Source organism: Microbacterium sp. AG157 (genome assembly GCF_003385695.1).
Taxonomy (GTDB): Bacteria; Actinomycetota; Actinomycetes; order Actinomycetales; family Microbacteriaceae; genus Microbacterium; species Microbacterium testaceum.
On sequence record NZ_QRDK01000001.1, the window covers coordinates 1204480 to 1228552 of the forward strand.

At 68.8% G+C, this 24073-nt stretch carries 22 protein-coding genes; 14 read left to right on the forward strand and 8 right to left on the reverse strand.

Annotated elements, in window-relative coordinates; genetic code table 11:
* The first annotated feature begins 62 nt into the window (after positions 1-62).
* The 3 genes from DEU35_RS05730 to DEU35_RS17555 all read left to right on the forward strand — a co-directional run bounded on the left by DEU35_RS05730 (position 63) and on the right by DEU35_RS17555 (position 3870).
* A complete protein-coding gene (locus tag DEU35_RS05730; protein ID WP_116238840.1) occupies positions 63-2051 on the forward strand; it encodes a ricin-type beta-trefoil lectin domain protein in 1989 nt (662 codons plus the stop codon).
* A gap of 131 nt (positions 2052-2182) precedes the next feature.
* Positions 2183-2779, forward strand: a complete 597-nt coding sequence (locus DEU35_RS05735) for a hypothetical protein (protein WP_116238841.1) — start codon at positions 2183-2185, stop codon at positions 2777-2779.
* Positions 2780-2895: 116 nt separating this feature from the next.
* The gene (locus tag DEU35_RS17555; RefSeq protein ID WP_368845308.1) at positions 2896-3870 is read left to right on the forward strand and encodes a signal peptidase I; all 975 of its coding nucleotides are present in this window, start codon (positions 2896-2898) and stop codon (positions 3868-3870) included.
* Between the two features lie 63 nt (positions 3871-3933).
* Here the strand turns inward: DEU35_RS17555 and DEU35_RS05745 are convergent, their stop codons facing one another.
* On the reverse strand, positions 3934-5181 hold the full coding sequence (locus tag DEU35_RS05745; protein ID WP_103207047.1) for a DUF4190 domain-containing protein: 1248 nt from the start codon (positions 5179-5181) through the stop codon (positions 3934-3936).
* Between the two features lie 138 nt (positions 5182-5319).
* Positions 5320-6513: an NAD(P)/FAD-dependent oxidoreductase gene (locus tag DEU35_RS05750; RefSeq protein WP_103207048.1), complete on the reverse strand. Its 1194-nt coding sequence runs from the start codon at positions 6511-6513 to the stop codon at positions 5320-5322.
* Positions 6514-6718: 205 nt separating this feature from the next.
* Here DEU35_RS05750 and DEU35_RS05755 point away from each other — a divergent pair, with 205 nt between their 5' ends.
* A complete protein-coding gene (locus DEU35_RS05755) occupies positions 6719-7933 on the forward strand; it encodes an amidohydrolase (RefSeq protein WP_116238842.1) in 1215 nt (404 codons plus the stop codon).
* 126 nt (positions 7934-8059) lie between these two features.
* Here DEU35_RS05755 and DEU35_RS05760 read toward each other — a convergent pair whose 3' ends face one another.
* The gene (locus DEU35_RS05760) at positions 8060-9631 is read right to left on the reverse strand and encodes a fibronectin type III domain-containing protein (protein WP_116238843.1); all 1572 of its coding nucleotides are present in this window, start codon (positions 9629-9631) and stop codon (positions 8060-8062) included.
* Positions 9632-9888: 257 nt separating this feature from the next.
* Here DEU35_RS05760 and DEU35_RS05765 point away from each other — a divergent pair, with 257 nt between their 5' ends.
* Complete coding sequence (locus DEU35_RS05765) at positions 9889-10764, forward strand: neutral zinc metallopeptidase (protein WP_116238844.1); 876 nt, start codon at positions 9889-9891, stop codon at positions 10762-10764.
* Positions 10765-10891: 127 nt separating this feature from the next.
* On the opposite strand, the gene DEU35_RS05770 is transcribed toward DEU35_RS05765, so the two are convergent.
* The 3 genes from DEU35_RS05770 to DEU35_RS05780 form a co-directional block, all read right to left on the reverse strand.
* A complete protein-coding gene (locus DEU35_RS05770; protein WP_116238845.1) occupies positions 10892-11500 on the reverse strand; it encodes a copper resistance CopC family protein in 609 nt (202 codons plus the stop codon).
* A 2-nt stretch (positions 11501-11502) separates the two neighbouring features.
* Complete coding sequence (locus DEU35_RS05775; RefSeq protein WP_103207053.1) at positions 11503-12246, reverse strand: YcnI family protein; 744 nt, start codon at positions 12244-12246, stop codon at positions 11503-11505.
* A gap of 69 nt (positions 12247-12315) precedes the next feature.
* Positions 12316-12906 (reverse strand): hypothetical protein, encoded by a 591-nt coding sequence (locus DEU35_RS05780; protein ID WP_146035528.1) that lies wholly within the window; start codon positions 12904-12906, stop codon positions 12316-12318.
* 220 nt (positions 12907-13126) lie between these two features.
* Between DEU35_RS05780 and DEU35_RS05785 the strand changes: the two genes are divergently transcribed.
* On the forward strand, positions 13127-13711 hold the full coding sequence (locus DEU35_RS05785) for a GNAT family N-acetyltransferase (RefSeq protein WP_103207055.1): 585 nt from the start codon (positions 13127-13129) through the stop codon (positions 13709-13711).
* Positions 13712-13718: 7 nt separating this feature from the next.
* Here the strand turns inward: DEU35_RS05785 and DEU35_RS05790 are convergent, their stop codons facing one another.
* Entirely contained in the window at positions 13719-14807 is a 1089-nt protein-coding gene (locus DEU35_RS05790) for a VanZ family protein (protein WP_258873351.1), read from the reverse strand.
* Positions 14808-14851: 44 nt separating this feature from the next.
* On the opposite strand from DEU35_RS05790, the gene DEU35_RS05795 reads away from it, so the two are divergent.
* The 3 genes from DEU35_RS05795 (at position 14852) to DEU35_RS05805 (ending at position 18448) form a co-directional block, all read left to right on the forward strand.
* Positions 14852-15700, forward strand: a complete 849-nt coding sequence (locus DEU35_RS05795) for a serine hydrolase (protein WP_116238846.1) — start codon at positions 14852-14854, stop codon at positions 15698-15700.
* Positions 15701-15800: 100 nt separating this feature from the next.
* Positions 15801-17894 carry an APC family permease gene (locus tag DEU35_RS05800; protein ID WP_116238847.1) on the forward strand — a complete coding sequence of 698 codons (2094 nt, stop codon included), beginning with the start codon at positions 15801-15803 and terminating at the stop codon, positions 17892-17894.
* Between the two features lie 188 nt (positions 17895-18082).
* Positions 18083-18448, forward strand: coding sequence for a PLD nuclease N-terminal domain-containing protein (locus DEU35_RS05805; protein WP_116238924.1), 366 nt, complete (start codon positions 18083-18085; stop codon positions 18446-18448).
* Between the two features lie 230 nt (positions 18449-18678).
* Here DEU35_RS05805 and arfB read toward each other — a convergent pair whose 3' ends face one another.
* On the reverse strand, positions 18679-19116 hold the full coding sequence (gene arfB / locus DEU35_RS05810) for an alternative ribosome rescue aminoacyl-tRNA hydrolase ArfB (RefSeq protein WP_116238848.1): 438 nt from the start codon (positions 19114-19116) through the stop codon (positions 18679-18681).
* 281 nt (positions 19117-19397) lie between these two features.
* On the opposite strand from arfB, the gene DEU35_RS17045 reads away from it, so the two are divergent.
* From DEU35_RS17045 to kdpC, 5 genes are read left to right on the forward strand one after another with little or no spacing between them, the layout of a single operon-like run.
* Positions 19398-19538, forward strand: coding sequence for a hypothetical protein (locus tag DEU35_RS17045; protein WP_180993499.1), 141 nt, complete (start codon positions 19398-19400; stop codon positions 19536-19538).
* Entirely contained in the window at positions 19535-19624 is a 90-nt protein-coding gene (kdpF, locus tag DEU35_RS05815; protein WP_103211052.1) for a K(+)-transporting ATPase subunit F, read from the forward strand. Before DEU35_RS17045 ends, kdpF begins: the two co-directional genes overlap by 4 nt.
* A gap of 3 nt (positions 19625-19627) precedes the next feature.
* Positions 19628-21313, forward strand: a complete 1686-nt coding sequence (kdpA, locus tag DEU35_RS05820) for a potassium-transporting ATPase subunit KdpA (RefSeq protein ID WP_116238849.1) — start codon at positions 19628-19630, stop codon at positions 21311-21313.
* On the forward strand, positions 21313-23469 hold the full coding sequence (kdpB, locus tag DEU35_RS05825) for a potassium-transporting ATPase subunit KdpB (protein ID WP_116238850.1): 2157 nt from the start codon (positions 21313-21315) through the stop codon (positions 23467-23469). Before kdpA ends, kdpB begins: the two co-directional genes overlap by 1 nt.
* 11 nt (positions 23470-23480) lie before the next feature.
* Complete coding sequence (gene kdpC / locus DEU35_RS05830) at positions 23481-24065, forward strand: potassium-transporting ATPase subunit KdpC (protein WP_103211046.1); 585 nt, start codon at positions 23481-23483, stop codon at positions 24063-24065.
* The last annotated feature ends 8 nt before the right edge of the window (positions 24066-24073 follow it).

Genomic DNA, 24073 nt, shown 5'->3' on the forward strand with positions numbered 1-24073 from the left:
CCCGCATCTATTTCCCCACCCGTGCTCGCGAGTCTTCGCGTACGAGTGCCTCAGGAGCAGCCATGATTCGATCACGCAAACCGTCCGGACAGCCGGGGCGGCGCCGAGTCGCTCTAGCCATCACCGCCGTAACGGCCGCGCTCATCGCCGGCGTGGTCGCGCCTCCTGAAGACACCGGGGCCTGGTTTGTGGCTCAGCAGACTCGGAACGGTAATTCGATCGCTGCCGCAACGCTGTCACCCGTATCGGGCTTGTCAGCCACGAGCCGCGACGACGGGGTCAACGTGCGGTGGGTGGATGCTCGGCAGCAGACGTGGGCCACAGCAAACCAGGTGTCTTCCGGCGTGTCGTACTCGGTGACCAGAACAATCGACGGGAAAGATCCTGTCAGTATTTACTCCGGCACCGGGACATCCGCGAGCGACCCTTATCCAGTCGCAAAAGATCGTCAAACGCAAAACACCTTCAGCGTCGGTGGCGCCGTTGCCGGCGCCATCAGCGAAGGCTCTGTGTGGACATGGGGCGCGGACCAGCAATATGGGTCCCTTGGCACGAACACCACTCTCAACAAATATCCGACAAAAGTGACGTTCCCCGGCAACCGCGCGATCGTCGACTTCTCCTACACGTTCGCAAGCGCATCGGCGGTGGCGTCGGACGGAACCGTGTGGATCTGGGGGTACGGGAGCGATTCCCCAACCCCCCGGTTCGTCGCCCCGCCGAGCTCTTCGAAGATCATCTCGGCGACCTTCGACGGCTTCACCGTCACCATGCTCGATGCGGACCGGGTCGTATGGAGAGCAGGCACGGGCCAGACCGCCCACGCCGTGACTTTCCCTGGGGGGCGCAAGATTGTGCAGCTCAGCAGAGCCGGCATGGTGCTGGCGAGTGATGGGACGGTGTGGTCTGTCGGAGGCACAGACAACACATATGGTCAACTGGCGAACGGAACGTTCGCATGGTCCGACGCGCCGGCCCAGGCCATTCTGCCCGCGGGCACCTCCGCAGTGAGGATCGCGGGGTACATGAATAACACAGCCGTGTTGTTGAGCAACAACTCAGTCTGGGTAGCTGGCTCCAACAAGCGGGGCCAACTGGGCGCCAACCTTCCGTCGGGAAGCAACTCGAACAAGTACGCCTATCTTCAGAAGTTTCAAGTCCCGACAAACAAGACGTGGGTCGATGTGTCCGTCGGTTCCGACACGGTGGGCGCCATCGCCTCCGACGGAACTATTTACATCGCGGGGCGGGGCGATCAGGGTCAACTCGGCAGCGGCTCGAAGTCCGACAGCAGCGTACCGGTGAAAACCTATAATCCTGATCGCGTCTCGTATAACGTCCTTCAATTGTCGACAGGCAGTCTTCAGAGTTATGCCGTTGACCAGAATGGTACCTTCTGGGCCTGGGGAGCGAACGTGCCCTCGACACCCGTATTCGGCAACGGAGACGCTCAGTACTCCACCTACCCTTACCCCGTGCTTGCGGCCAGTGGACTCACTTATCAGAACGGGGCGGCGACGTTCAAGACCTGCGACAACGGCAGTACCCCTAATTCCGCCGGGTACTGCCCTTTCACAGGCCAGGCCAGCTATACGGTCTCCTACCGGTACCTGTCGTGGTCAGCGAGCGCGGGTCCGGTCACGTCAACGGCGACATCGCAGCAGACAGGCATCGCGGTGGTCGGTGGTCCAGGAGACAGTGGGATGTGCTTGGCGATCCAAGGCAACAGCAGCGCGCAAGGAACGCCGGTCGTCTTGGCGACCTGCGATCCTTCCTCCACGAGTCAAAAGTGGACGACATGGTCGGACGGCACCTTTCGCGCCAACGGAAAATGTTTGGACATGAAGGGGAACACGTCGGGCAGCATCGTTCAGCTGTGGGACTGCAACGGCCTCGGCTATCAGTGGTGGGTAGCTCGAGACGACGGCTCCATGTACAACCCATCGTCCGGGCTGTGCCTCACCGACCCGAGCCGATCGGCAACAGCCGGCACGCAGCAGCAGATCGCGACCTGCGACGGGAGTTCGTCTCAGAAGTGGACGCTCACGTGAGCCATCTCGCTCAAAAGGTTGTCGCCCCTCGACGACCATTCGTCACCGACGAGAACAGTCGGGACCAGCACCGGCGAGTGCCGCCGCGGCCACACTCATCGCCCTTTCCTCGACCCGAAAGATAACCCGTCATGCACGCTCCCACCCCCAAGCTCGCTCGCCTCGGCACGCTGGCCGCCATACCGCTCGCGCTGCTCGGCTCCGGTGTCCTCGTCTCTACGGCCTCGTACTCCGCGTTCTCTGCGACGACATCGAATGCCGCCAACAATTGGACCGCGGGAACCGTCGCGCTCTCGAACGATCTCCCCAACAGCGCAGCCTTCACGGCGGACAATCTCAAGCCCGGCTCAGCCGGAAGCAACTGCATCGTCGTCACGTCGAAGGGTTCTTTGCCGGCAGCGGTCAAGCTCTACGCCACGACCGCCAGCCAGACGAACTCCCTGGGGTCCTGGATCAACCTCCATGTGACCCAGGGAACGGGCGGCGGAAACGGCACGTGCAACGGCTTCGCCGCCCTCTCCACTAGCGCGTCGTACAACAACACCCTGGACGCGTTCATCAATAACAGCACCAACTTCAGCAACGGCTTCGGTGACTGGGTGACCTCGGGCGGGGCGTCCGAGCCGCGCACTTACCGCATCAGTTACGACGTCGCCAGCAACGCTCCCTCTTCCGCGATGGGTGGAACCGTCAAGCTCAATTTCACATGGGAAGCGCAGAACCAGTAGTCGACGCCGCCCCCGGCCACCCGCAACACAGCGCGGGGGAGATTGGGGCCTTGCGCCTCTGGGGGCGACTCTGCGGCGTCCTGACGGCTCGCGCCATCCTTGCCCTCATTCTGGGGATGACATTCTGGGCGGTAGCACCTCTCGTCCTGGGATGGACGACGACGACAGTCATGACGGGCTCCATGCAGCCGGCCATCGCACCGGGAGACCTCGTTGTCAGCCGTCCGGCGTCGACGGGAGATCTACAGTCAGGGCACGTGTTACTGGGGAGAGATCCTGATCATCCGGGGAGATTACGTCTTCATCGCATTGTCCGTCGCGACGGCAACGGCTTCGTCACGAAGGGCGATGCGAACCCGGACCCCGACTCGAGCCTTCTCGACAGCTCGGCGGTCATCGGAGTCGGGTGCATCAGAGTGCCGTATGTGGGCACGCCGATCCTCCTGGCGTCGGTCGGGGACTTCGGCAGGCTCATCCCCCTCGTTGCTGCTGTCGGGCTGGTCGTGTGGCTGTCGCTGACACCAGCCGTGCGACCGACACAGCGAGAAGAGGGACCGACCTCCACAACCCACAGCCATCCCCCGGGCCGAAAAGCGGGCGGGAGAGTACCGGTGGACGGTTTCTCTCGCCGCATTCGGGCCCGGTCGGAGTGCAGACGGCACCGTCGTCTCCTTGAGACGAGCGGCATCGCCCTCACCTTGGCCCTGATCGCTCTTCCCGGCGCCGCGTTCGCCGAACCGTTTTCGGCGTCGGTGCGATCATCGGGCTCGTTCTCGGCGGCGACGGCACGCCCTCCCGACGCCCTGTCGTGTCGCAACAACGCGGACGGTACGGCCACCGTGTCATGGTCCTACACGGGGCAACGGCCTCTGGACTTCGATGTTCTCGTCGACGGGCGAGGTTCCCTCGCTCGTGTGGGATCTGATACCCGAGAGTTCGTCATCAAGCCGAGCAGCCCCTTCTCTTTCGGTCGAACCTCCGTCATTCGCATCCGAACGAACCTGACTCGGGACTGGACGGCAGGCACGGCGATGTCGGTGAACGTCACGACCACCACCCTGCTGTGGTTCGGAGTGGCTCGCTGCACGTAGCCCCGCCGCGCACGGCGACACGTACCCGGGTTCAGCGCGAGTGTCGGTCGCCCCCAACCCTCGTCAGCGCGCCGAACCCGCCAACGACCCGGTCGTCTCCTGCACGGCGGGGTCGTAGAGCAGGCACGAGATCTCGCGATCGCCGTCGGCCCAGGTGCCCTCGGTGGGAGCCACGTACTGGTAGTTCAGGGCGGACTGGTCATAGGGGATGCCGACGAACGCCGGGAACGCCGCATCGCAGCCCTGTTGAGCGGCGGAGGCGATCGCGTCGTCGCCGGGGAAAGCTCCCTCGGGGAGGAGGAAACTGCTGAACACCTCGTAGGTGTGCGCGGTGGCGCACTCGACGATGTTGGACGAGCTGATGAATCCGCTCGGGACGTCGTCGAGGCAGACCCCGACGGGCAGGGTGAAGGTGTCTTCGTCGCCCGGAGCAGCCTCGCTGGGGCCGACGGTGACGCCACCGTCCTGCGGGAACGTGGGGACATCGAACGGGTCGGCGGAGGACGCCTTCGAACCGACGGTGAACGAGAAGATCAACAGGCCGATGACGGCGAGGATCGTCAGAACGCTGATGACCGCGCCCGCCACGATGCCGGTGATCGCGAGGCCGCGCCCCTTCTCGCCCGTGCGCTTGATCTGGGCGAGGGCGACCGCACCGGCGATGATGCCGCCGATGGGGAAGACGAAACCGAGGATGATCGCGAGGATCGAGATGCCGTTGGTGCGATCCGATGCGGCCGGCACGGTGCCATAGGGCGACGAGCCATACGCGGGCGCGACCGTGTGAGCGCCGCCGACGGGAGCGCCGTCAGCCGGAGCGGCTCCGCCGTCGCCCGCAGAAGCCGCGCCGGGGTAGCCGGGAGGAGCGGGCGGCACCGGAGGCGCCCACGTGCTGTCGGTCGCGGCCGGCTGCTGCGCGTCGCCCGCGCCGGAAGGGGAAGCAGGCACACCCCCGACCAGCACGCCCTGCTCGGCCAGCCGAGCGCCCGCACGGTGAGCTGCATCGCGCACGACATCGCCGACCTTTGCGGCGCCGATCGCCCCGCCCTTGAAGAAGCCGCCCAGAGTGGAGTGCTCGAACGACGCGAGAGTCCCCTCGGGGATCTCCGAGAAGTGCACGTCGAAACGGACGTGCATGTCCTGTCCCGCGAACGCCCCGGCGACCAGGGTGGTGCCCATGCTCCCGCGCGACACGTCGAGGGATCCGGATGCCGTGGGCTGGGCCGTGAAGCCCTGTTCGGCGAGCGCGTAGCCGACCGCGTCTCGTGCGGAGTCGACGGGGACGGAGAGGCGAAGTTCGGCGGTGGCCATCGGATGCTCCTGGGGGATCACGGGCTGAAGACACTCAGCGCGCGTCCAGGTTAGTCCTGCGGCGCGGTCCGCACGACCGGATCGTCCGCAGCAGGGCGGGGGCGAACGAGGGGTCTCGCCTCCCGCCCGCCCGCCGGATCAGCGGATGCGACCGACGAGATCGTCGCGCGTCAGGGTGTCCGCCTCGGCGAGGACCGCGCGGGCGGCATCCCGAGCCTCCTCCACGTTCCACAGCAGGACGCCGACGACGCGGTCGTCGTCGAGGTAGTAGACGACCCCGCGGTCGGTGTCGATCCAGTCCTCGACCGTCTCGAGCGAGGAGTCGAGCGTGCCGACCGCCTCGTACCGGATGCCGAAGACCGCCGAGTAGTAATAGGGAGTGTGCGTGTAGGGCTCGGCAGCCCCCGCGAGGTTGCGACCGGCGGCCCTGCCCTGCTCGTTCGCGTTGTCGACGTGTTCGACGCGACGGCGCCCGAGCAGACGGTCGGGGTAGCTCGCGACATCGCCCGCGGCGTAGACGTCGTCGGCCGATGTGCGCAGCTGCGCATCGACGTGCACGCCGTCGTCGACCTGAAGACCCGCCTTCTCGGCCAGGTCGACGGCCACTTCGATGCCGAGGCCGCTCACGACGGCGTCCGCGCTCACCTCATCGCCGTTCTCGAGTTCGAGGCGGGCGCCCGTGGCATCCACTTCTCCTCCTGCGACTTTGGAGCCCGAGACGATCTCGACCCCGGCGTCGCGGAAGAGCTTCTCGAAGCGCTCTGCCAGCGAGGCCGGGAACACCGCATCGCCGAGCACCGAACCCGTGTGGATGAGCACCGTCTCGACGCCGTTCTGCACGAGGGCGGCGGCGAGCTCGGAGCCGATATAACCGCCGCCGACGACGGCGATGCGGTCGAGGTCCTTCGCGAGGGCTCGGAGGTGTCGGTAATCCTCGGCGGTGCGGAAGGTCAGCGCCCGCTCGCCGTTCGAGTGGTCTTCGACGGGCAGGGGCACGGGCTTGCCGCCGGTGGCGATGAGGAGTTTGCCGTACGAGAACGTGTCGCCGTCGGCATCCACTTCGTGCGCGTCCGGGCGGATCGCCGTGGCGCGCGTCTGCAGCCGGATATCGGCGCCCGTGTCGTCGGAGGTGCCGAGGGGCACCTTGTCCCACGTGAACTCCTCGTCGGTCCACAGCTTCTTGCTCAGGGCGGGGCGCGTGTAGGGCTCGTCGACGTCGTCGCTCAGGATGCCGATCGAGCCGTCGGCGTCGATCTCGCGGATGCCACGGGCGGCGGTGTCGGCGACCATTCCGCCGCCGACGATGAGGTAGTCGAAGTGTGTGGTGGTCATGGCGAAAGCGTGACCGCTCGACCTGACCGGAGCGGATGGGTTGCGGGTGTCCCCGGCATCCGGTAGCGATGCGGCGGGCGTGCCGCCGCTCTCTCGTCGAGTGTCCACGACACTCCGCCAGTGCGCCGCTCGGTACGGCGTTTTCTGGACACTCGACGAGGAGGAGCCCGACCGCGCGCGGGCGGGGAGAACTAGGCTCGGACACATGAGCGTCGACCTCGAAAGCCTCTACACCGACCTGCACGCCCACCCGGAGCTGTCGTTCCAAGAGACGCGGACGGCGGGCGTTCTCGCCCGCCACCTGGCTGAGCTCGGGCTCGAGGTCGAAGAGGGAGTGGGCCGCACCGGCCTCGTCACGAGCATCGTCAACGGCGACGGTCCGGTCGTGTGGCTGCGCGCCGACATGGACGGCCTGCCCGTCGAGGAGCAGACGGGCCTCGCCTACGCCAGCACCGCGCGCGGCACCGACCCCGCCGGCAACGCTGTTCCCGTCATGCACGCGTGCGGCCACGACATGCACGTCACCGCACTCATCGGCGCCCTCGAGCGCCTCGTCGCCACGCGCGAGGAGTGGTCGGGCACCGTCGTCGCGGTCTTCCAACCCGCCGAGGAGTACGGCGCGGGGTCGAAGGCGATGATCGCCGACGGCGTGCTCGAGCGGTACCCGAAGCCCGACATCGTGCTCGGCCAGCACGTCACGCCCCTTCCCACCGGAATGATCGGCGTGCGTCCGGGCACCCAGATGGCGGCATCCGACGGTCTCACCGTCGTGCTCCACGGCCGCGGCGGGCACGGCTCGCGCCCGCACTCCACGATCGACCCGGTCGTGATGGCGGCCGCCACCGTCATGCGCCTGCAGACCGTCGTCTCGCGCGAGGTCGACCCGCGCGACGTCGCCGTCGTCACCGTCGGCTCGATCCACGCCGGCCTGAAGAACAACATCATCCCCGCCGAGGCGAAGCTCGAGCTCAGCCTGCGCTACCCCGACGACGCCGCGCGCGAACGGGTCATGACCAAGGTCGAGCGCATCATCCGCGCCGAGGCGGAGGCCTCGGGCGCGGAGCAGACGCCGACCATCACGACCGATCACACCCTGCCGCCGACCATCAACGACGCGGATGCCACAGCTCGCCTGACCGCGGCGTTCCAGCGCTCGTTCGGCGAAGGTTCGGTCGTCGACCCGGGCATGTTCACGGGGAGCGAGGACGTGTCATGGTTCGCGCGCGAATCGGGCGCACCCCTGGTGTTCTGGTTCTGGGGCGGGGTCGACCCCGAGACGTTCCAAAAGGCCTTTGCGGGCGGCACGATCGAGCGCGACATCCCGACGAACCACTCCCCGTACTTCGCGCCGGTCATGCAGCCGACGATCGATCGCGGCGTCGAGAACCTGGTGGTCGCGGCGCGGGAGTTCTTGGGCTGAACGCGTTCCGCCTCTGCGCGGTATCCGACGTCGTCGGACCGACCCCGAGGGAGGCGAGAGGCGAAACGACGAGACGGCACCCCGGGCGGGGTGCCGTCTCGCGTGGCGCGTCTGCTCTGCCGAACCTCAGGCGCGGCGAGCGCGCGAGCGGCTGAGGACGGAGAACGCGAGGCCCGCGGCGACCAGGAACGCAGCGAGCGCGAGTGCCGGCTCCGGGTCGTCCGCCCCCGTCGCCGCGAGGTGCCCTGCCGAGACAGCCGGACCGACAGTGGAGGCCGGCGTACCGGGCGTCGCCGACGACGTGCCCGAGGGCGGGATCACCGTTTGCGAGGGAGTCTGGGCTGCGTTGGTGACGGTGAGGGACTGTTCTGCCGAGCGAACGTCATCTCCCGCGGGCGCGACCGTCAGGATAAGAGTGTGCGCTCCCGCGACCGTGTCGGAGGGAATGGTGCCGGTGAGAGTGAACGTGCCGTCGCTGCCGACCACTCCGGTGGCGAGCGTGACCGGAGTGGAGTGCAGCACCAGACTCAGGGCCGCGCCGGGCGGCAGGGCGCTCCCGGTCGCCGTCACGGATTGCCCCGCTCCGACCGTGCCGTCCGCTGCGAGGGTCGTCCCGCCGGTCGTGTAGGCCACGTTCAGCGCGAACGGGGTCGCGGTGACGCTGTCGGAGTAATAACCCCCGCCGGCGCTGTTCGAGGCGCTCACGACGAACTCGTAGGAAGTTCCATTCTTGAGTCCCGTCACCTTCGCGGTGGTGGTCGTCGTCGTCATGACTGGCTCGAAGTCATCGTCGTCGCTGTTGTAAGCGAGGACGGTGTACTCGGTCACGTCGGCGCCGCCGTCGTTCTCGGGCGCCTTCCAGCTGAGCGTGACCTCGCCATCGCCCGTCGTCGCCGTGAGTCCGGTCGGTGCGTCGGGGATGTGGGCACGAGTTCCCTTGAAGGTCCGCTTCGCGCCAGAGGTGTCGTAGAAGGTGTTGCCGTCGAAAGCGGCGAAGCCGTTGCCGCGCACCCCCGTCGTGAGAACCGTGAGCGCGGAGGGCGCTACCGAGCCCGAAGCGAGCTGCACCGCGGAGACTTTGGAGATGACTCCGCTCTCGTCCAGCGCACCGAGACCCCCGTCGGACAACAACGAGAAGCCGACGAACGCGGAACTCGCCGACGAGGTGAGCAGGGGCTTCGAAACACCGCCACGGAGGACGTTGATCTGCCGATCCTGGTACGTCGAGTAATAGATCGTGCCGTCGGACGTCTCCGCGAGGGAGTAGAGGAAGGAACTGGAGGTGGAGGTGTACACGATGGTCGCCCGGCCCTTCCACGCCCCGTTCGTCCCGTAGATCTCGGGGTTTGCGTCTACGTCCGCCATATCGATGCGGTAGATGTTGGCGTCACTGTCGACGGTGACGAGAAGATCACCGTCGGCCTCGGTGGCGACGGCGATGAAACCCGTCTCCGATGTGATGATCTCGCGAACAGAGCCGGACGACGACACCGCTGCGATGCCTTTCTGCGGCTGCGCGACGTAGAGCGTAGAGCCGTCCTGGCTGAATGCCATCCCATAGGCGCCAGAGATGGAAATCTCTGAGGGCCACTCCGAGGAATTGGGGGCGGCCGAGGCGGCAGCCGCGGGTCCTGCGATGACCAGCAGGACGGCTGCGACTGCGCCGATGAGCTTGGGCCGAGAAACGTTGTGACGCATGAGACCTTTCTGGGTGGGTCGGCGAGGGGGCGAGGACCTACCTGCGCGCGGTTCTCTCCTCGCACATCGAATTTTCCTCAGAACACATGATATGGGCTAAAACGGGTCAATAGGGGTCCCGGGTGCGTTCTGCTCGTGCGGCAGCCGGCGTCCGCGAATAGTGCAGCCCGGAGGCGACGAGTGCGTGTGCCCGAACCGCTCGCACGCGCGAAGTCCAGCCCCTTCGGCTGCACCATCGCCGGCGTAGCGTTTCCGCCGTGACGTTCAACGACAACGCCCGCGTGGGCGGCAACTCGGCCAAGCGCCGGGGCGGAACGGTGGCTGCCGTCGGCGGCGGGACCGTGGGTCTCGGCGCGGTGGTCGTGCTGCTCATCTCGATGTTCACGGGCACCGACCTCACGGGCCTGCTCGGTTCGGGCGGCGGCGCTGCCGCCCCGGGCAGCGGCGGGGAGCGGATCGCGAGCTGCGAGACGGGTAGGGATGCCAACGAGAACGACGATTGCCGCCTCGCCGCGGCCTCGTTGAATATCGACCAGTTCTGGGCCGAACGCCTCGACGGGTACCGTCCGCCGCAGCTCGTCATCGTCGACGGGCAGACGGGGAGCTCGTGCGGCACCGCCTCGAACGCGACGGGTCCGTTCTACTGTCCGCCGGACGAGACGGTGTTCGTCGACCCGACCTTCTTCTCGATCCTGCGCGCCCAGTACGACACCACAGCGGGGCCCCTCGCCCAGCTCTACGTGCTCGCCCACGAGTACGGCCACCACGTGCAGAACCTCACCGGCGTGATGCAGCAGCACCCGAACAACGGCACGGGCGCCGACAGCAACAGTGTGCGCACCGAGCTGCAGGCCGATTGCTACGCGGGCGCCTGGGTCGCCGCCGCGAGCGAGCAGGTCGACGAGAACGGCACCCCGTACCTGGAGCCGCCCACCGAGCAGCAGATCCTCGACGCCCTGTCCGCCGCGTCGGCCGTGGGCGACGACCACATCCAAGCCGAAGCGGGCCAGATCTCCAACCCCGACAGCTTCACCCACGGCTCGAGCGCGCAGCGCACGCGCTGGTTCGACGAGGGCCGCCAGGGCGGCGTCAACGCCTGCGACACGTTCTCGGTGCCCGGCGGGAGCCTGTAGATCCGACCAGCCGCCCTGCGGACGCGAGGGCGGACAACCTCGTCCCGGATGCCGAGACCCGGCGCGTCCGGCCCCGACTCCGCAAGACGGAGGGTGGGGCGGGCGCGCCGGGTCGTGGCATCCGGAATCACTCCGTGTCGGACGGCTCCTCGTCCTCCCGCGGGCGACGGCTGAGGATCACGACGACGATCACGCCGACCAGCACGACCGCTCCGCCGCCGATCAGCAGACCCACGGTCACGCCCGACATCCCGCCCGAAGGGGAGGGGTCTGCGACCGGCGTCTCGGCCGGAGCGGCGCCCTGAGCGCTGGCGCACGGCGAGGCATCCGCCCCGGCCGACGTGCTCTCACCCGTGTACGTGAACGGGATCTCCCCCGAGACGGGGTGCCCGTCGGACGAGACCGCGCGCCATTCGACCGTGTAGGCGCCGGGCGCACCCAGGGCGACGGGGAGGGTCAGAGTGGGGCCCGCGAGAGCCACGCAGTCGCTCTCGTAATGCTTGCCGTCAGGACCGATGACGATGACGATGTTGCCGCCGTCGTAGCCGAGCAGGTTGGCGCTGAAGTCGAGCGTGACCTCTGACAGCGTCGAGACGCTTTCGCCCTCCGCGGGAGTCGACGACACGAGGCTGTCGTGCGCCGACGCCGCCACCGCCCCGCCGAGGGCGGCGGTCATCGCCGCAGCGACGACCACCGCCCCGGCCAGGGCCCGGCGCAGAGCGTTCCGGGGGCCCACGCTCAGCTGCGCTTCGGACGACGCGACACGGCGAAGGCGCCGAGCAGGGCGCCGGCGACCGCGATCACGAGGGCCGCGATGCTGAGGCCGAGGGACAGGCCCGAGGAGTCGCTCGTCTGAGCCGAGGCCTCCATGGAGTGATCGTCCATCGTCGGCGCGGCCGACGCACTGCCGTGACCCCCGTGACCGCTCGCGGGCGGGGTGTCGTTGATGTAGAGCACGGGGGCGGGCTCGAGGGTGTCGTCTGCCGCAACCTGCTCGGGGGTGTTCGTCCAGTCGACGACCGAGCCGTCGGAGTAGGTCTGCACGGCGGGGAGCACGAGGTGCCCGGTGTCGGGGATGGGCCCGAGCACCGCCGAGAAGATCTGGAACTGGTCCTGTCCGATACCCACGCCGGGGTCGGCCTGCCAGACGATCTTGAGCGGGCCGTCCGAGACGGTGTTGCCGTCGACCTCGACAGGAGCGGGCAGCGCCCCCTTCTCGACGGTGGCGGTCCACCCCGGGACGGGCTCGACGAGCACCGAGGTCAGCGGAGTGTCGGTCGGCAGCGTGACCTCGAGCTTGACGGTGGATGCCGTCTTCGACTCGGTGGGGACGCGGAAATTGACCGTGGCGTAGCTGCCCGGGGTGGCCGTGTTGGGGTTGACGGTGACGTGGGCCGAGGCCGCGAGCGGAACGGCGATCGCCAGGGCCGCACCGGCGGCGAGGCCGGCGAGGGCACGGCGAAGAGTGGTCTTTCGAGACATGGTGCTGCTTTCTGAGAGGTGCGCACGCCGAATCGGCGTTTTTCACGCGCGAAGGATGAGGGGTGGGGATCAGGCCGCGAGCGGCGGACCCCGGTGCCTCATCGACGACAGCACCGTCATCGTCGTGGTCAGCAGCACCGGCGCGGGCGCCGAGACGACGGCATCCGGCCGCGGGGGAAGCCCCCGGAAGGGTCGTAGCGCCGACAGCACCGCGACGAAGAACCGCGCGATGACCTGTACCGCGCGCTCCCCCCGACCGAGGGCGACGACCGTCACGAGAGCGGCGACGGCGTGCGCAGCCCACATCCAGGGGGACTCCGAGGCGTGTGCCGACGCGCTGTGCGCTCCGGTGGCGCTGAGGACGGATGCCGCGGCGTGGTGACCGGCCGGGACGAATCCGCCCTGGAGGTCGAGCACGAGCAACGCGTGGAAAAGCGCTTGGCTCAGCACGACCGCGAGCGACAGGCGCACCCAGGACATCGCACGCCCCGCGAGCAGGACGCACACGGGAGCGGCCAGGCACAGGGCCAGCACGATGTTTCCGAGAGGCGGTCGCTCGGCCGATACGGCCGAGTGCGAGAGGGTCGCCACGAACGTCGCGACCGCGGCTGCGGCCATGCCGCGCCCCGTCCGCTGCGCGCGCCCTGCTCTCGACGACATCGAATCCTCCGGGTCCAGCCTAGGTGGCGGGCCCGCGGAGGGTGACGAGGAGTGTTCCGCCGTCGAGACACCCGCGGGACCGCGCATACGATCGCGGGGGGCGCGAGCACAACCGCGGGGCGTTCATTCGACGCGCCGGATATCGGTCGACGGCCCCGCCCGTGGGCACAAGGCCGAGGCCGGGTGGTCCCGTGTCGGACCCCTTCAGTAACGTCGGGCCATGGCCGATGACGCGATCCACGACACCGACTCCGCCCTGGCGTACGGCTCCGACATCCTGCGCGGTGAGCGCGTGCGGTTACGCGCGCTGACCGACGCCGACCTCGACCCGCTCGTCGACTGGTGGCAGCGCAGCGACAGCGCCGTGCTGCAACAGAACAGCGTGAGCCTGCGCCCCACGGCATCCGTCCGCGAGATGTTCCAGGCGTGGAGCCGCAACGACTCCCCGGGCGGCGCGGGCTTCAGCATCGATGACGAGACCGGTCGGCTCATCGGTCACGCGACGCTGTGGGGAGCCGCCCTGCCCGCGCGCATCGCGACGTTCGCGATCATCCTCGGCCCCGACGCGGTCGGACGCGGATACGGCCCGGATGCCACTCGCACCCTGCTGCGGTACGGGTTCGACGAGCTCGGGGTGCACAAGGTCGAGCTGCGCGTCTGGGCCTTCAACGACCGCGCCATCCGGGCTTACGAGAAGGCCGGATTCGTCCGTGAGGGCGTGCGGCGCGCGGTGGCGTTCCACGGCGGGCGTTTCCATGACGAGGTGCTGATGGGCGTGCTGGCCGAGGAGTTCCGCGCGGGCTGACGGCGCCCTAGACGCGCGAGCCTCGATCCACCGTCGGACTGACCACTCCCGCGCGGTCGTCGACCAGGCGGCGGCGCCCGATCCACCCCGTGAGCCCACGACCATCGGGCCACACGAGCAGGAGCGCCGCGGTCGTCAGCGCCAGGAGAACAGCGAGGAGCGACCACGGTGCCGGCAGCCCGGCGAGGATCGCGTACGACCCGGCCCCGGTCGCGAAGCGCAGGGGTCGCGCGACCCACGCCGGCAGGACGCCGTTCGTGAACCGCACACGCGTGGCGAGGTCACCGATCGAGCGACCCGTCGCCAGGATCACGCCGAGCCACAGCCCCGCCGAAGCGATCGTCCCCGCCACCGACGCGACGCGGTCGGTCGAGAACGACGACGTCTCACCGAGAAGCAGCACGAGCGCGGCCTGCACCACCACGGCCACGGCGAAGCCCACCAGCCAGACGCCCACGACGTCGCACACAAGTCCCAGCAGACGCCGGCGACGCGTCACGGGGCGCGGGGTGTCGGCATCCGCAGCTCTCTCCACACCCCGGTGCTGCGCCGGGACGACGAACGCGAGGAACGACCCGATCAGAGCGCCGCTGGTGTTCGCGATGAGATCGTCGACATCGAAGACGCGGTAGGCGCAGGGGAACAGACCCCAGACGCCCGTCAGCTGCGTCGTCTCGATGATCCCCGAGGTCGCGAAGCCGACGAGACCCGCGATCAGGATGCCGCGACCCCCGAGCACCCGTAAGAAGAAGCCGAGCGGGGCGAACAGCAGCACGTTCAGCGCCACCTGCAGAACGACGGGGTCGGTCAGGTACCGGCCCGAGGCGGCGACGGCCGCGCGGACCTCGTCGACGAACGCGAAGGGGTGCAGGTTCACGCCCGCGCAGCGGTAGACCTCGGAGTCGGGCAGGGGGATGAGCGTGTACGTCCAGATCGCCCAGAAGTACACGGCCGCCCCCGTCCACAGGAGCGAGCGCCATACCGTGAGCCGACCGCGACGCCGATAGCTGACCGCGACGAACGGCACGAAGGCGAGGATCGCGACCACGGCACCCGCGACGACAGCGAGAACGCCCGAGCCCACGATGTTGTCCACCCCGAGAGCCTAGGCAGAATCGCTCGGGCCCGTAGCCTGGGCGCATGACCCGCGCCGCCGCCCTTCGAGACGCGCTCGTCGCTCGTATCGACGACACCGGCTTCGCCGCGCACGGCGTGCACGCGCGCGTGGGCGACGACGTCGCGATGCACTGGTGGACGCCGGATGTGCGGGAGGAGATCCACTCCGTCGCGAAGGCCGTCGCGGTGCTGGCGGCCGGAATCGCCGCCGACGAGGGAATCGTGTCGCTCGACGACCCGGTTCGCTCGATGCTGCCCGCGGCGACCGAGGTGACGCTGCGCGACCTGCTCTCGATGTCGAGCGGCATCGATCTGCCGTGGTCCGAGACGATGATGACCGACTGGCCCGATCTCGCCGCGGAGTTCTTGTCTCGCCCCTCGAGCGGCCGGGTGTTCCAATACTCGAACGCCAGCACCTATACGGCGATGGCCGCGTTGTCGCAGCGGACCGGCGACATCGAGGACTTCCTGCGCCCGCGCCTGTTCGCCCCGATGGGATGGACCGATGTGTCGTGGCGCCGCTGCCCGAACGGTCGCGTCCTCGCCGGCGAGGGCCTCGAGCTGCGCACCGCCGAGCTGGCGCGTCTCGGTCTGCTCATCCGCGACGGCGGCGTCATCGACGGCCATCGGGTGGTCTCGGAGGGGATCGTGGATGCCATGCACTCGGGGTGGATCGATACCGGCAGCCCCGGCGCCGGGTACCGTCGCTACGCCCTCGCCGGGTGGGACGGACCGGGCGACGCCTGGCGCCTGCACGGCGCCCACGGGCAGCTCGTCGTCTTCGCCGGCGACGCCGTCGTCACGGTGACCGCGCACGATCATGAGGGCGCTGACGCGGTCGCGGAATTCATCGGGAATAGGGCCGCGAAGTGAGCGTTTCTCGCATTGCGAGAATGCGCCGCTAGGTCACGGTCTGGCGACCATGCATTGAACAGCGTGCGCGTCAGATTGCGCATGGCCTCCAGTACGCGTAGTGTCGCGCGCCGTGACTGACGAAAGTCGCGTTGACGGCGAAGAGACGCCGATCGCGAAACGCATCCTGATCGGCGAGCCCCTCACCTCCGAGAAACTCGACGAACAGCTCCTCCCGAAGAAGATGGCGCTGCCGATCTTCGCCTCCGACGCGCTGTCCTCCGTGGCATACGCGCCACAGGAGCTGCTGATGATCCTGCTGATCGGCGGAACGGCCCTGCTGACCCTGAGTCCGTGGGTCGCCGTCGCCGTCGTGACGCTGCTCGTCGTGGTCGTGCTGAGCTACCGGCAGCTCATCAAGGCCTACCCCTCGGGCGGCGGCGACTACGAGGTCGCGAGCAAGAACCTCGGCGAGGTGCCCGGGGTGATCGTCGCCGCCGCGCTGCTGGTCGACTACGTGCTCACGGTCGCCGTGTCGGTGGCATCCGGAGTCGACAACATCATCTCGGCCCTGCCGGAGTTGAATCCGTTCCGCGTCGAGATCGCCGTCGGTTTCGTCATCCTCATCGTGATCGTGAACCTGCGCGGCGTGCGCGAGGCGTCGAGCGTCTTCGCCATCCCGACCTACCTGTTCATCGGGTCGGTCGGCGTGATGATCGTCGTGGGCCTCGCGCGCACACTGCTCGGAGACGCGCCGCACGCCTCGAGCGCGGACTACGGCGTGCAGGCGGAATCGTTGACGCAAGCGGCGCTGATCCTGTTGGTGCTGCGCGCGTTCTCGAGCGGCTGCTCCGCCTTGACCGGCGTCGAGGCCGTGTCGAACGGCGTGCCCGCCTTCCGCATGCCGAAGATCCGCAACGCCCAGACGACGCTGACCCTGATGGGCGGCATCGCCATCGTGCTGTTCGCGGGCCTGACGATCCTCGCACTCATCTCGGGCGTGCACTACGCCGAGAACCCCTGCCACCTCATCGGCTTCGACTGTGCGAACAACCCGCAACCGAGCCTCATGGCCCAGGTCGCCGCCGCGACCTTCGGCATGAACAGCATCCCGTTCTTCATCATCCAAGCCGCCACGGCGTGCGTGCTGCTGCTCGCCGCCAACACCGCCTTCAACGGCTTCCCGCTGCTCGGCGCGGTGCTCGCGCGCGACGGATACGCCCCCAAGGCCCTCAACACCCGCGGTGACCGCCTGGTCTACTCCAACGGCATGATCATCCTGGGCATCGTCGCCATCGGCGTGCTCATCGTCTATCAGGCGAACCTCACGACGCTGATCCAGCTGTACATCATCGGCGTGTTCGTCTCGTTCTCGCTCGGCCAGATCGGCATGGTCAAGCACTGGCGTCGCGTGCTGCGGGGGTTGAAAGACCTCACCCCCGAGGCGGCGAAGCAGCAGTCCGCCGCGATCGAGCGTCGCTCCGCCATCTCGGGCCTGTGGATCAACTCCGTCGGCGCGGCCATGACCGTGCTCGTGCTGCTGATCGTCACGGTCACCAAGTTCACGCACGGCGCATGGCTGGTGTTCATCGCGATCCCGATCCTCGCGGTGCTGATGATCGGCGTGAACCGCTACTACCGCGACGTCGAGCACGAGATCCGCATGGACGAGACCGTGCACTTCGGCTCGTCGGGAGACGTGGCGATCGTGCTGGTGAACCGGCTGCAGAAGCCCGTGATGAAGGCGATCGACTACGCTCTGGCCGCCAACCACCAGAAGACGCTCGCGGTGCACGTCGCCATCACCGACGAAGACGCGGCCAAGCTGCAGAAGGAGTGGGCCGAGCACGACATGCCCATCCCCCTGGTGATCATCGACTCCCCGTACCGCACGTACACCTCGCCGGTGTCGACCTTCATCAAGAAGTATCGCGAGAACAACGGCTCGGCCGTGGTCACGGTGTACCTGCCGCAGTTCATCGTCGGCCACTGGTGGGAGTCGATCCTGCACAACCGCCGCTCGCGCCGCCTCGCGCACCAGCTCATGCTCGTGCACGGCGTCTCGATCACGCTCGTGCCGTGGCTGCTCGACTCGTCCGAGGTCATCTACGGACGCCGCTCGCGGCCCCTCCCGGGCCAGCAGCGCGGCGGTCAGCCGGTGGCCGAGGTCACGGCTCACCGCCCGAAGAAGACCCCGCCCGGCTCGGCATCCTGAGTCCCTCTCGAACGCCCCTGCCCCTCCGGCGGGGGCGTTCGGCGTCGTCACCGCGCGGCGGCGACCCGAGCTCGGGCGAGACGCGGGGATCGACCACCCCGCAGACGCCGCGCGCGCAACCTCCGGAGTTCGGCCCGCTCACGAAACGACGGTGGACGCCGCCGGAAGTCTTCGCCATGGTGGATGCCATGCCGGTACTCGCCCTGTTGACCCTCACCGTCATGGTGGTCGCCCTGATCGACGCCATCACCCGTCGCGAGGATCAGGTGAAGCACCTGCCGAAGTTCGCGTGGATCTTCTTCATCGTGCTGCTGCCGCTGATCGGTTCGATCCTGTGGTTCGCCCTCGGCCGGGAGTACGAGGCGCGATCGACGCCGATGTCGTTCGGCGACCCGCGGCGTTGGCAGAAGGACGCTCAGCACACTCCCCCTCCGGCCCCGCGCGAGAACCGCACCACCGAGCAACAGATCGCCGACCTCGAGCGCGAGATGCGCCTGGCCGACCTCGAGGAGCAGGTGCGCCGCCGCCGCGCCGAGGGCGGCGCGCCGACCTGACGCCCACGCCGCGCTCCCCCCCTCCCCGCGGCCTCGCTCCCCCCTCTACCCCGCGGCCTCGCTCCCCCCTCCAGCCCTGTTGAGTGTCCAAAACACCCGGACGGTTTTCAAAAGCGTCCGGGTGTTTTGGACACTCAACGTCGGGCGCGAGGGCGCGGGGGCGCGGGGAGGGAGGGGGCGGGGGCGGGGGGCGGGGGGCGGGGCGTAGGGCGGGGAGGGAGGGCGGGGGGTCAGTCGGTCGGACGCTGGCGCATCCTCTTCACGTCGGTACGGCGCTGCTTGGCCTGGAGGCGGCGCTCCCTCGATCCGCGGGTGGGCTTCGTCGCGCGGCGCGGCGGGGCGGGAGGCGCCACGGCCTCGGCCACCAGAGCGGCGAGCCGTGCCCGCCCAGCATCGCGATTGCGCAGCTGCGCCCGATGCTCGGATGCCGCGATCGTCAGCACCCCGCCGACGAGCCGGTCACCGAGTCGCTCGATGAGCCGCTCACGCTGCACCCGCGACAGAACGGTCGACGCCGTGGCATCCCACATCAACTCGACCCTCGAGTCGGCGGTGTTCACTCCCTGACCGCCCGGACCCGAGGAACGCGAGAACCGCCACGACAGCTCCGCCGCCGGGATCACCAGCCCCGCGCTGACGCGCACGTCGGATCCGTCGGAGGAAAGCATGCCTCCATCATGCGCGGTCGGCACCGACACCGATGGTCTCGAGACTGCATCCGGCCGACACGTCGGCGTCAGCCTGCAAGCGGGATGTCAGCGACTTGCCGTCTCGGCGGCGGCGGCGATCGAGCAGAGCGCCCCGTAAGCACTCCGTATGTGTCCGTCGGCGACCCGTAGGGAAAGCGTTAGGGCGCCGGGATGCCGCGGGCTCGAGGAGTTGTATCGACACACGTGCCGCCCCGCGGCGCCCGCGGTCCGCCGCGGACACACCCGAATCTGGAGTCGTCGTGCTCGATGCCGTCTTCCTCGCCGCGATCGTCGCGCTCTTCGCGCTGATCGCCCTCGTCGCGAAGGGGGTCGAGAAGCTGGGCCCCGAGGCCCGCCCCTCGGCTGCCCGCACCACCGGACGAGGGGGCGAGCACTCGTGATCGTCTTCTCGATCCTCGCCGCGGTCCTCGCGGTCGCCGCCGTCGTGTACCTCGTGGTCGCCCTCGTCCGACCGGAGAAGTTCTGACCCATGGATAGCGGAACCATCTGGTCGATCGTCCTGACCAGCCTCACTCTTCTCGTCGCCCTGGGCCTGGCCTACCGCCCCCTCGGCGACTACATCGCCCGCATCTACACCGGTCAGCGCGACCTCGCCGTCGAGCGGGGCACCTACCGCCTGATCGGCGTCGACCCCCGCAGCGCCCAGACCTGGCAGGCCTACCTGCGCTCGGTGCTGCTGTTCTCGTTCGTCGGGGTCGTCTTCGTGTACGCGATCATGCGCCTGCAGGCCGTGCTGCCGCTCTCTCTCGGCTTCGACGCCCCGGGCGAGGCGTTGTCGTTCAACACGGCCGTCTCGTTCGTCACGAACACCAACTGGCAGTCCTACGGCGGAGAGACCACGCTCGGCTACACCGTGCAGTTCGCCGCCCTCACCGTGCAGAACTTCGTCAGCGCGGCCGTCGGCATCGCCATCGCGGTCGCTCTCGTGCGCGGGTTCGCCTACCGCCGCAGCGGTGTGATCGGCAACTTCTGGGTCGACCTGGTGCGCGGCACCTACCGCCTTCTGCTGCCGTTCTCGATCGTCGCGGCGGTCGTGCTGCTCGCCGGTGGCGTCATCCAGAACCTCTCGGGCTTCACGGATGCCACGACGGTGGCGGGCGCGGCCCAGTCGATCCCCGGCGGACCGGTCGCCTCGCAGGAGGCGATCAAGCTCCTCGGCACCAACGGCGGCGGGATCTTCAACACGAACTCCGCCCACCCGTTCGAGAACCCCACTCCCTGGACGAACCTCTTCGAGATCTTCCTCATGCTGGTGATCCCGTTCTCGCTCCCCCGTGCCTTCGGCCGCATCGTGAACGACGACCGCCAGGGCTACACGATCCTCGGCGTCATGGGCGCGATCTTCGTGGCATCCACGGCTCTTCTCACCTGGGCCGAGACGGCCGGAAACGGAACAGCGCCGATGCTCGCGGGCGGCGCCATGGAGGGCAAAGAGGTGCGGTTCGGCATCTTCGGCTCGACGCTGTTCGGCACGACCAGCACGCTGACCTCGACCGGTGCGGTCAACTCGATGCACGACAGCTACACGGCGCTCGGCGGCATGATGCCGATGATCAACATGATGCTCGGTGAGATCGCCCCCGGCGGTGTCGGATCGGGCCTGTACGGCATGCTCATCCTCGCCGTGATCGCGGTGTTCGTCGGCGGCCTGCTGATCGGGCGCACCCCCGAGTACCTGGGCAAGAAGATCGGGCCGAAGGAGATCAAGCTCGCGAGCCTGTACATCCTCATCACACCCACGCTCGTGCTCGCCGGAACCGCGCTGAGCTTCGGGATTCCCGGCATCCGGGACGACGTCGAGACCACCTCGATCCTCAATCCGGGCGTGCACGGCCTGAGCGAAGTGCTCTACGCCTTCACCTCGGCGGCGAACAACAACGGCTCCGCGTTCGCCGGTCTCACGGCCAACACCCCGTGGTTCAACACGGCACTGGGGGTGGCGATGCTCCTCGGACGGTTCCTGCCGATCGTGTTCGTGCTGGCCCTGGCCGGTTCCCTCGCGGCCCAGGATGCCGTGCCCTCCACCGCCGGAACCTTGCCGACGCACCGCCCGCAGTTCGCGGGTCTGCTCGCCGGCGTCGTCGTGATCGTCACGGCCCTCACCTACTTCCCGGTCCTCACCCTCGGACCCCTCGCTGAAGGACTTACCCGCTGATGTCCACCCTCACCCACGCGCCGGTCCCCGCTGCCGACGAGGCGCCGGCCGCCCCGCGCCGCGCGTTCAGCGCCGCTCAGGTCGTCGCCGCCCTCCCGGGCGCGGCCAAGAAGCTCAACCCCGCCGCCCAGTGGCGCAACCCCGTGATGTTCCTCGTCTGGGTCGGTGCGGCCCTGACGACGCTCATCGCGATCGCCGAGCCGTTCCTCGGCGGCGACGACACCGGCCTCCCCTTCGGCTTCACCTGGGGAATCGCGGTCTGGCTGTGGCTCACGGTGTTCTTCGCGAACATCGCCGAGTCCGTGGCCGAGGGCCGCGGCAAGGCGCAGGCCGCGACCCTGCGCAAGACCCGCACGACGACCTCGGCCCGCCGCGTGGTCTCGTACTCCCCCACCGACCCCTCGGCATCCGGTGCCGCCACCGAAGACGTCCCCTCGGGCGACCTCCGCGTCGGCGACATCGTGCTGGTCGAGACCGGGGAACTCATCCCCGGCGACGGCGACATCGTCTCGGGCATCGCGACCGTCGACGAGTCGGCGATCACGGGAGAGTCGGCCCCGGTCGTCCGCGAGTCGGGCGGTGATCGCAGCGCCGTCACCGGCGGCACGCGCGTGCTCAGCGACCGCATCGTGGTGAAGATCACCTCGAAGCCCGGCGAGACCTTCGTCGACCGCATGATCGCGCTCGTCGAGGGCGCGTCGCGCCAGCGCACGCCCAACGAGATCGCGCTGAACATCCTGCTCGCGAGCCTGTCGATCGTGTTCGTCGTCGTGGTTCTGGTGCTGAACCCGATCGCCTCGTACGCGGCATCCCCCGTCTCGATCCCCGTGCTCGTGGCGCTGCTGGTCTGCCTCATCCCGACCACGATCGGGGCGCTCCTCAGCGCGATCGGCATCGCCGGCATGGACCGCCTCGTGCAGCGCAACGTCCTGGCGATGTCGGGCCGCGCGGTCGAGGCAGCGGGCGACGTCACCACCCTGCTGCTCGACAAGACCGGAACGATCACCTACGGGAACCGCCGCGCCTCGGCCTTCGTTCCGGTGCAGGGCGTCGGGGGCCCCGAGCTCGCCGAGTACGCCTCGCTGTCGTCGCAGGCCGACCCGACTCCCGAGGGCGTCTCGGTGGTCGAGCTCGCGGCGGCCCAGGGGATCGTCGCCGAGATGCCCCGGGGTGCGGAGCCCGTGCCCTTCACCGCTCAGACCCGCATGAGCGGGCTCGACCTGGCCGACGGCACGCAGGTGCGAAAGGGCGCCGCCTCCGCCGTGGTGGCCTGGCTCGACGGCCAGCGCGCGACGGTGTCCGACGCCACCCGTGCCGAACTCCTGAAATTCACGAACGAGATCGCTGAATCCGGCGGAACTCCCCTGGTCGTGGCGACCCTGGCCCCCGAATCGTCAGGAGTTTCGCACGGGCGCGGCCGCGTGCTCGGCGTCGTCCACCTCAAAGACGTCGTCAAGGACGGTCTGCGCGAGCGCTTCCAGGAGCTGCGCGCGATGGGGATCCGCACCGTGATGATCACGGGCGACAACCCGCTCACCGCGAAGGCGATCGCCGCCGAGGCCGGGGTCGACGACTTCCTCGCCGAGGCGACGCCCGAGGACAAGCTCGCCCTCATCCAGCGCGAGCAGGAGGGCGGCAACCTCGTCGCGATGACCGGCGACGGCACGAACGACGCTCCCGCCCTGGCGCAGGCCGACGTGGGCGTCGCGATGAACACGGGCACCTCGGCGGCGAAAGAGGCCGGCAACATGGTCGACCTCGATTCCGATCCGACCAAGCTCATCGACATCGTGCGCATCGGCAAGCAGTTGCTCATCACCCGCGGAGCGCTGACCACGTTCTCGCTCGCCAACGACATCGCGAAGTACTTCGCGATCATCCCGGCGATGTTCATGGGCGTGTTCCCGGGGCTCGCGGCGCTGAACATCATGGGGCTGCACTCCCCCGCCTCGGCCGTGACGAGCGCGATCATCTTCAACGCGATCGTCATCATCGTGCTGATCCCGCTGGCCCTGCGCGGTGTGAAATACCGCGCGGCGAGCGCGTCGAGCATCCTCAGCCGCAACCTGCTCGTCTACGGGCTCGGCGGCGTCATCGTCCCCTTCATCGGCATCAAGCTCATCGACCTCGTCGTGAGCCTGCTCCCCGGTTTCTGAAAGGTCCCGTCATGCGCACCACCCTGCGTACCACCGCCGTCGCCGTCCGCGCGATGGTCGTCTTCACCCTCCTCCTCGGGGTCGCCTACATGCTTCTGATCACCGCGGTCGGACAGGTCGCCCTGCCGTTCCAGGCGAACGGATCGCTCATCAAGACCGCCGACGGGACCGTCACCGGCTCGCAGCTGATCGGGCAGTCGTTCCAGGATGCCGACGGCAACGCGCTCCCGCAGTACTTCCAGTCGCGACCGTCTGCTGCGAGCTACGACTCCTCGGCCTCGACCGGCTCGAACCTGGGCCCCGAGAACAGCGACCTGATCTCGTCCATCCAGGACGGTCGGACCACGTTCGAGTCGCTGAACGGCCCGGGCTCGATCCCCGCCGACGCGGTGACCGCCTCGGGCTCGGGCCTCGACCCCGACATCTCGGTCGAGAACGCCGAACGCCAGGTCGCGCGCATCGCGCAAGCCCGCGGCATCCCGTCATCCGAGGTCTCCGCCCTCGTCGCCGAGCACACGCTGCCCCGCGATCTCGGGTACCTCGGCGACCCTCGCGTGAACGTCGTGGAACTCAACCGCGCGCTCGACGCCCGCTGAGAGACGAG

What these genes read in the sequence shown, in the direction of transcription:
- DEU35_RS05755 (WP_116238842.1), top strand. Translation starts at nt 6,719, where the DNA reads ATGAGCGTCGACCTCGAAAGCCTCTACACCGACCTGCACGCCCACCCG.
- DEU35_RS17555 (WP_368845308.1), top strand. Translation starts at nt 2,896, where the DNA reads ATGACATTCTGGGCGGTAGCACCTCTCGTCCTGGGATGGACGACGACG.
- DEU35_RS05745 (WP_103207047.1), bottom strand. Translation starts at nt 5,181, where the DNA reads ATGGCCACCGCCGAACTTCGCCTCTCCGTCCCCGTCGACTCCGCACGA.
- kdpA (WP_116238849.1), top strand. Translation starts at nt 19,628, where the DNA reads ATGGATAGCGGAACCATCTGGTCGATCGTCCTGACCAGCCTCACTCTT.
- DEU35_RS05795 (WP_116238846.1), top strand. Translation starts at nt 14,852, where the DNA reads ATGACCCGCGCCGCCGCCCTTCGAGACGCGCTCGTCGCTCGTATCGAC.
- DEU35_RS05775 (WP_103207053.1), bottom strand. Translation starts at nt 12,246, where the DNA reads ATGTCTCGAAAGACCACTCTTCGCCGTGCCCTCGCCGGCCTCGCCGCC.
- DEU35_RS05730 (WP_116238840.1), top strand. Translation starts at nt 63, where the DNA reads ATGATTCGATCACGCAAACCGTCCGGACAGCCGGGGCGGCGCCGAGTC.
- kdpC (WP_103211046.1), top strand. Translation starts at nt 23,481, where the DNA reads ATGCGCACCACCCTGCGTACCACCGCCGTCGCCGTCCGCGCGATGGTC.
- DEU35_RS05805 (WP_116238924.1), top strand. Translation starts at nt 18,083, where the DNA reads ATGCCGGTACTCGCCCTGTTGACCCTCACCGTCATGGTGGTCGCCCTG.
- DEU35_RS05780 (WP_146035528.1), bottom strand. Translation starts at nt 12,906, where the DNA reads ATGTCGTCGAGAGCAGGGCGCGCGCAGCGGACGGGGCGCGGCATGGCC.
- DEU35_RS05735 (WP_116238841.1), top strand. Translation starts at nt 2,183, where the DNA reads ATGCACGCTCCCACCCCCAAGCTCGCTCGCCTCGGCACGCTGGCCGCC.
- DEU35_RS05785 (WP_103207055.1), top strand. Translation starts at nt 13,127, where the DNA reads ATGGCCGATGACGCGATCCACGACACCGACTCCGCCCTGGCGTACGGC.
- kdpB (WP_116238850.1), top strand. Translation starts at nt 21,313, where the DNA reads ATGTCCACCCTCACCCACGCGCCGGTCCCCGCTGCCGACGAGGCGCCG.
- DEU35_RS05760 (WP_116238843.1), bottom strand. Translation starts at nt 9,631, where the DNA reads ATGCGTCACAACGTTTCTCGGCCCAAGCTCATCGGCGCAGTCGCAGCC.
- DEU35_RS05750 (WP_103207048.1), bottom strand. Translation starts at nt 6,513, where the DNA reads ATGACCACCACACACTTCGACTACCTCATCGTCGGCGGCGGAATGGTC.
- arfB (WP_116238848.1), bottom strand. Translation starts at nt 19,116, where the DNA reads ATGCTTTCCTCCGACGGATCCGACGTGCGCGTCAGCGCGGGGCTGGTG.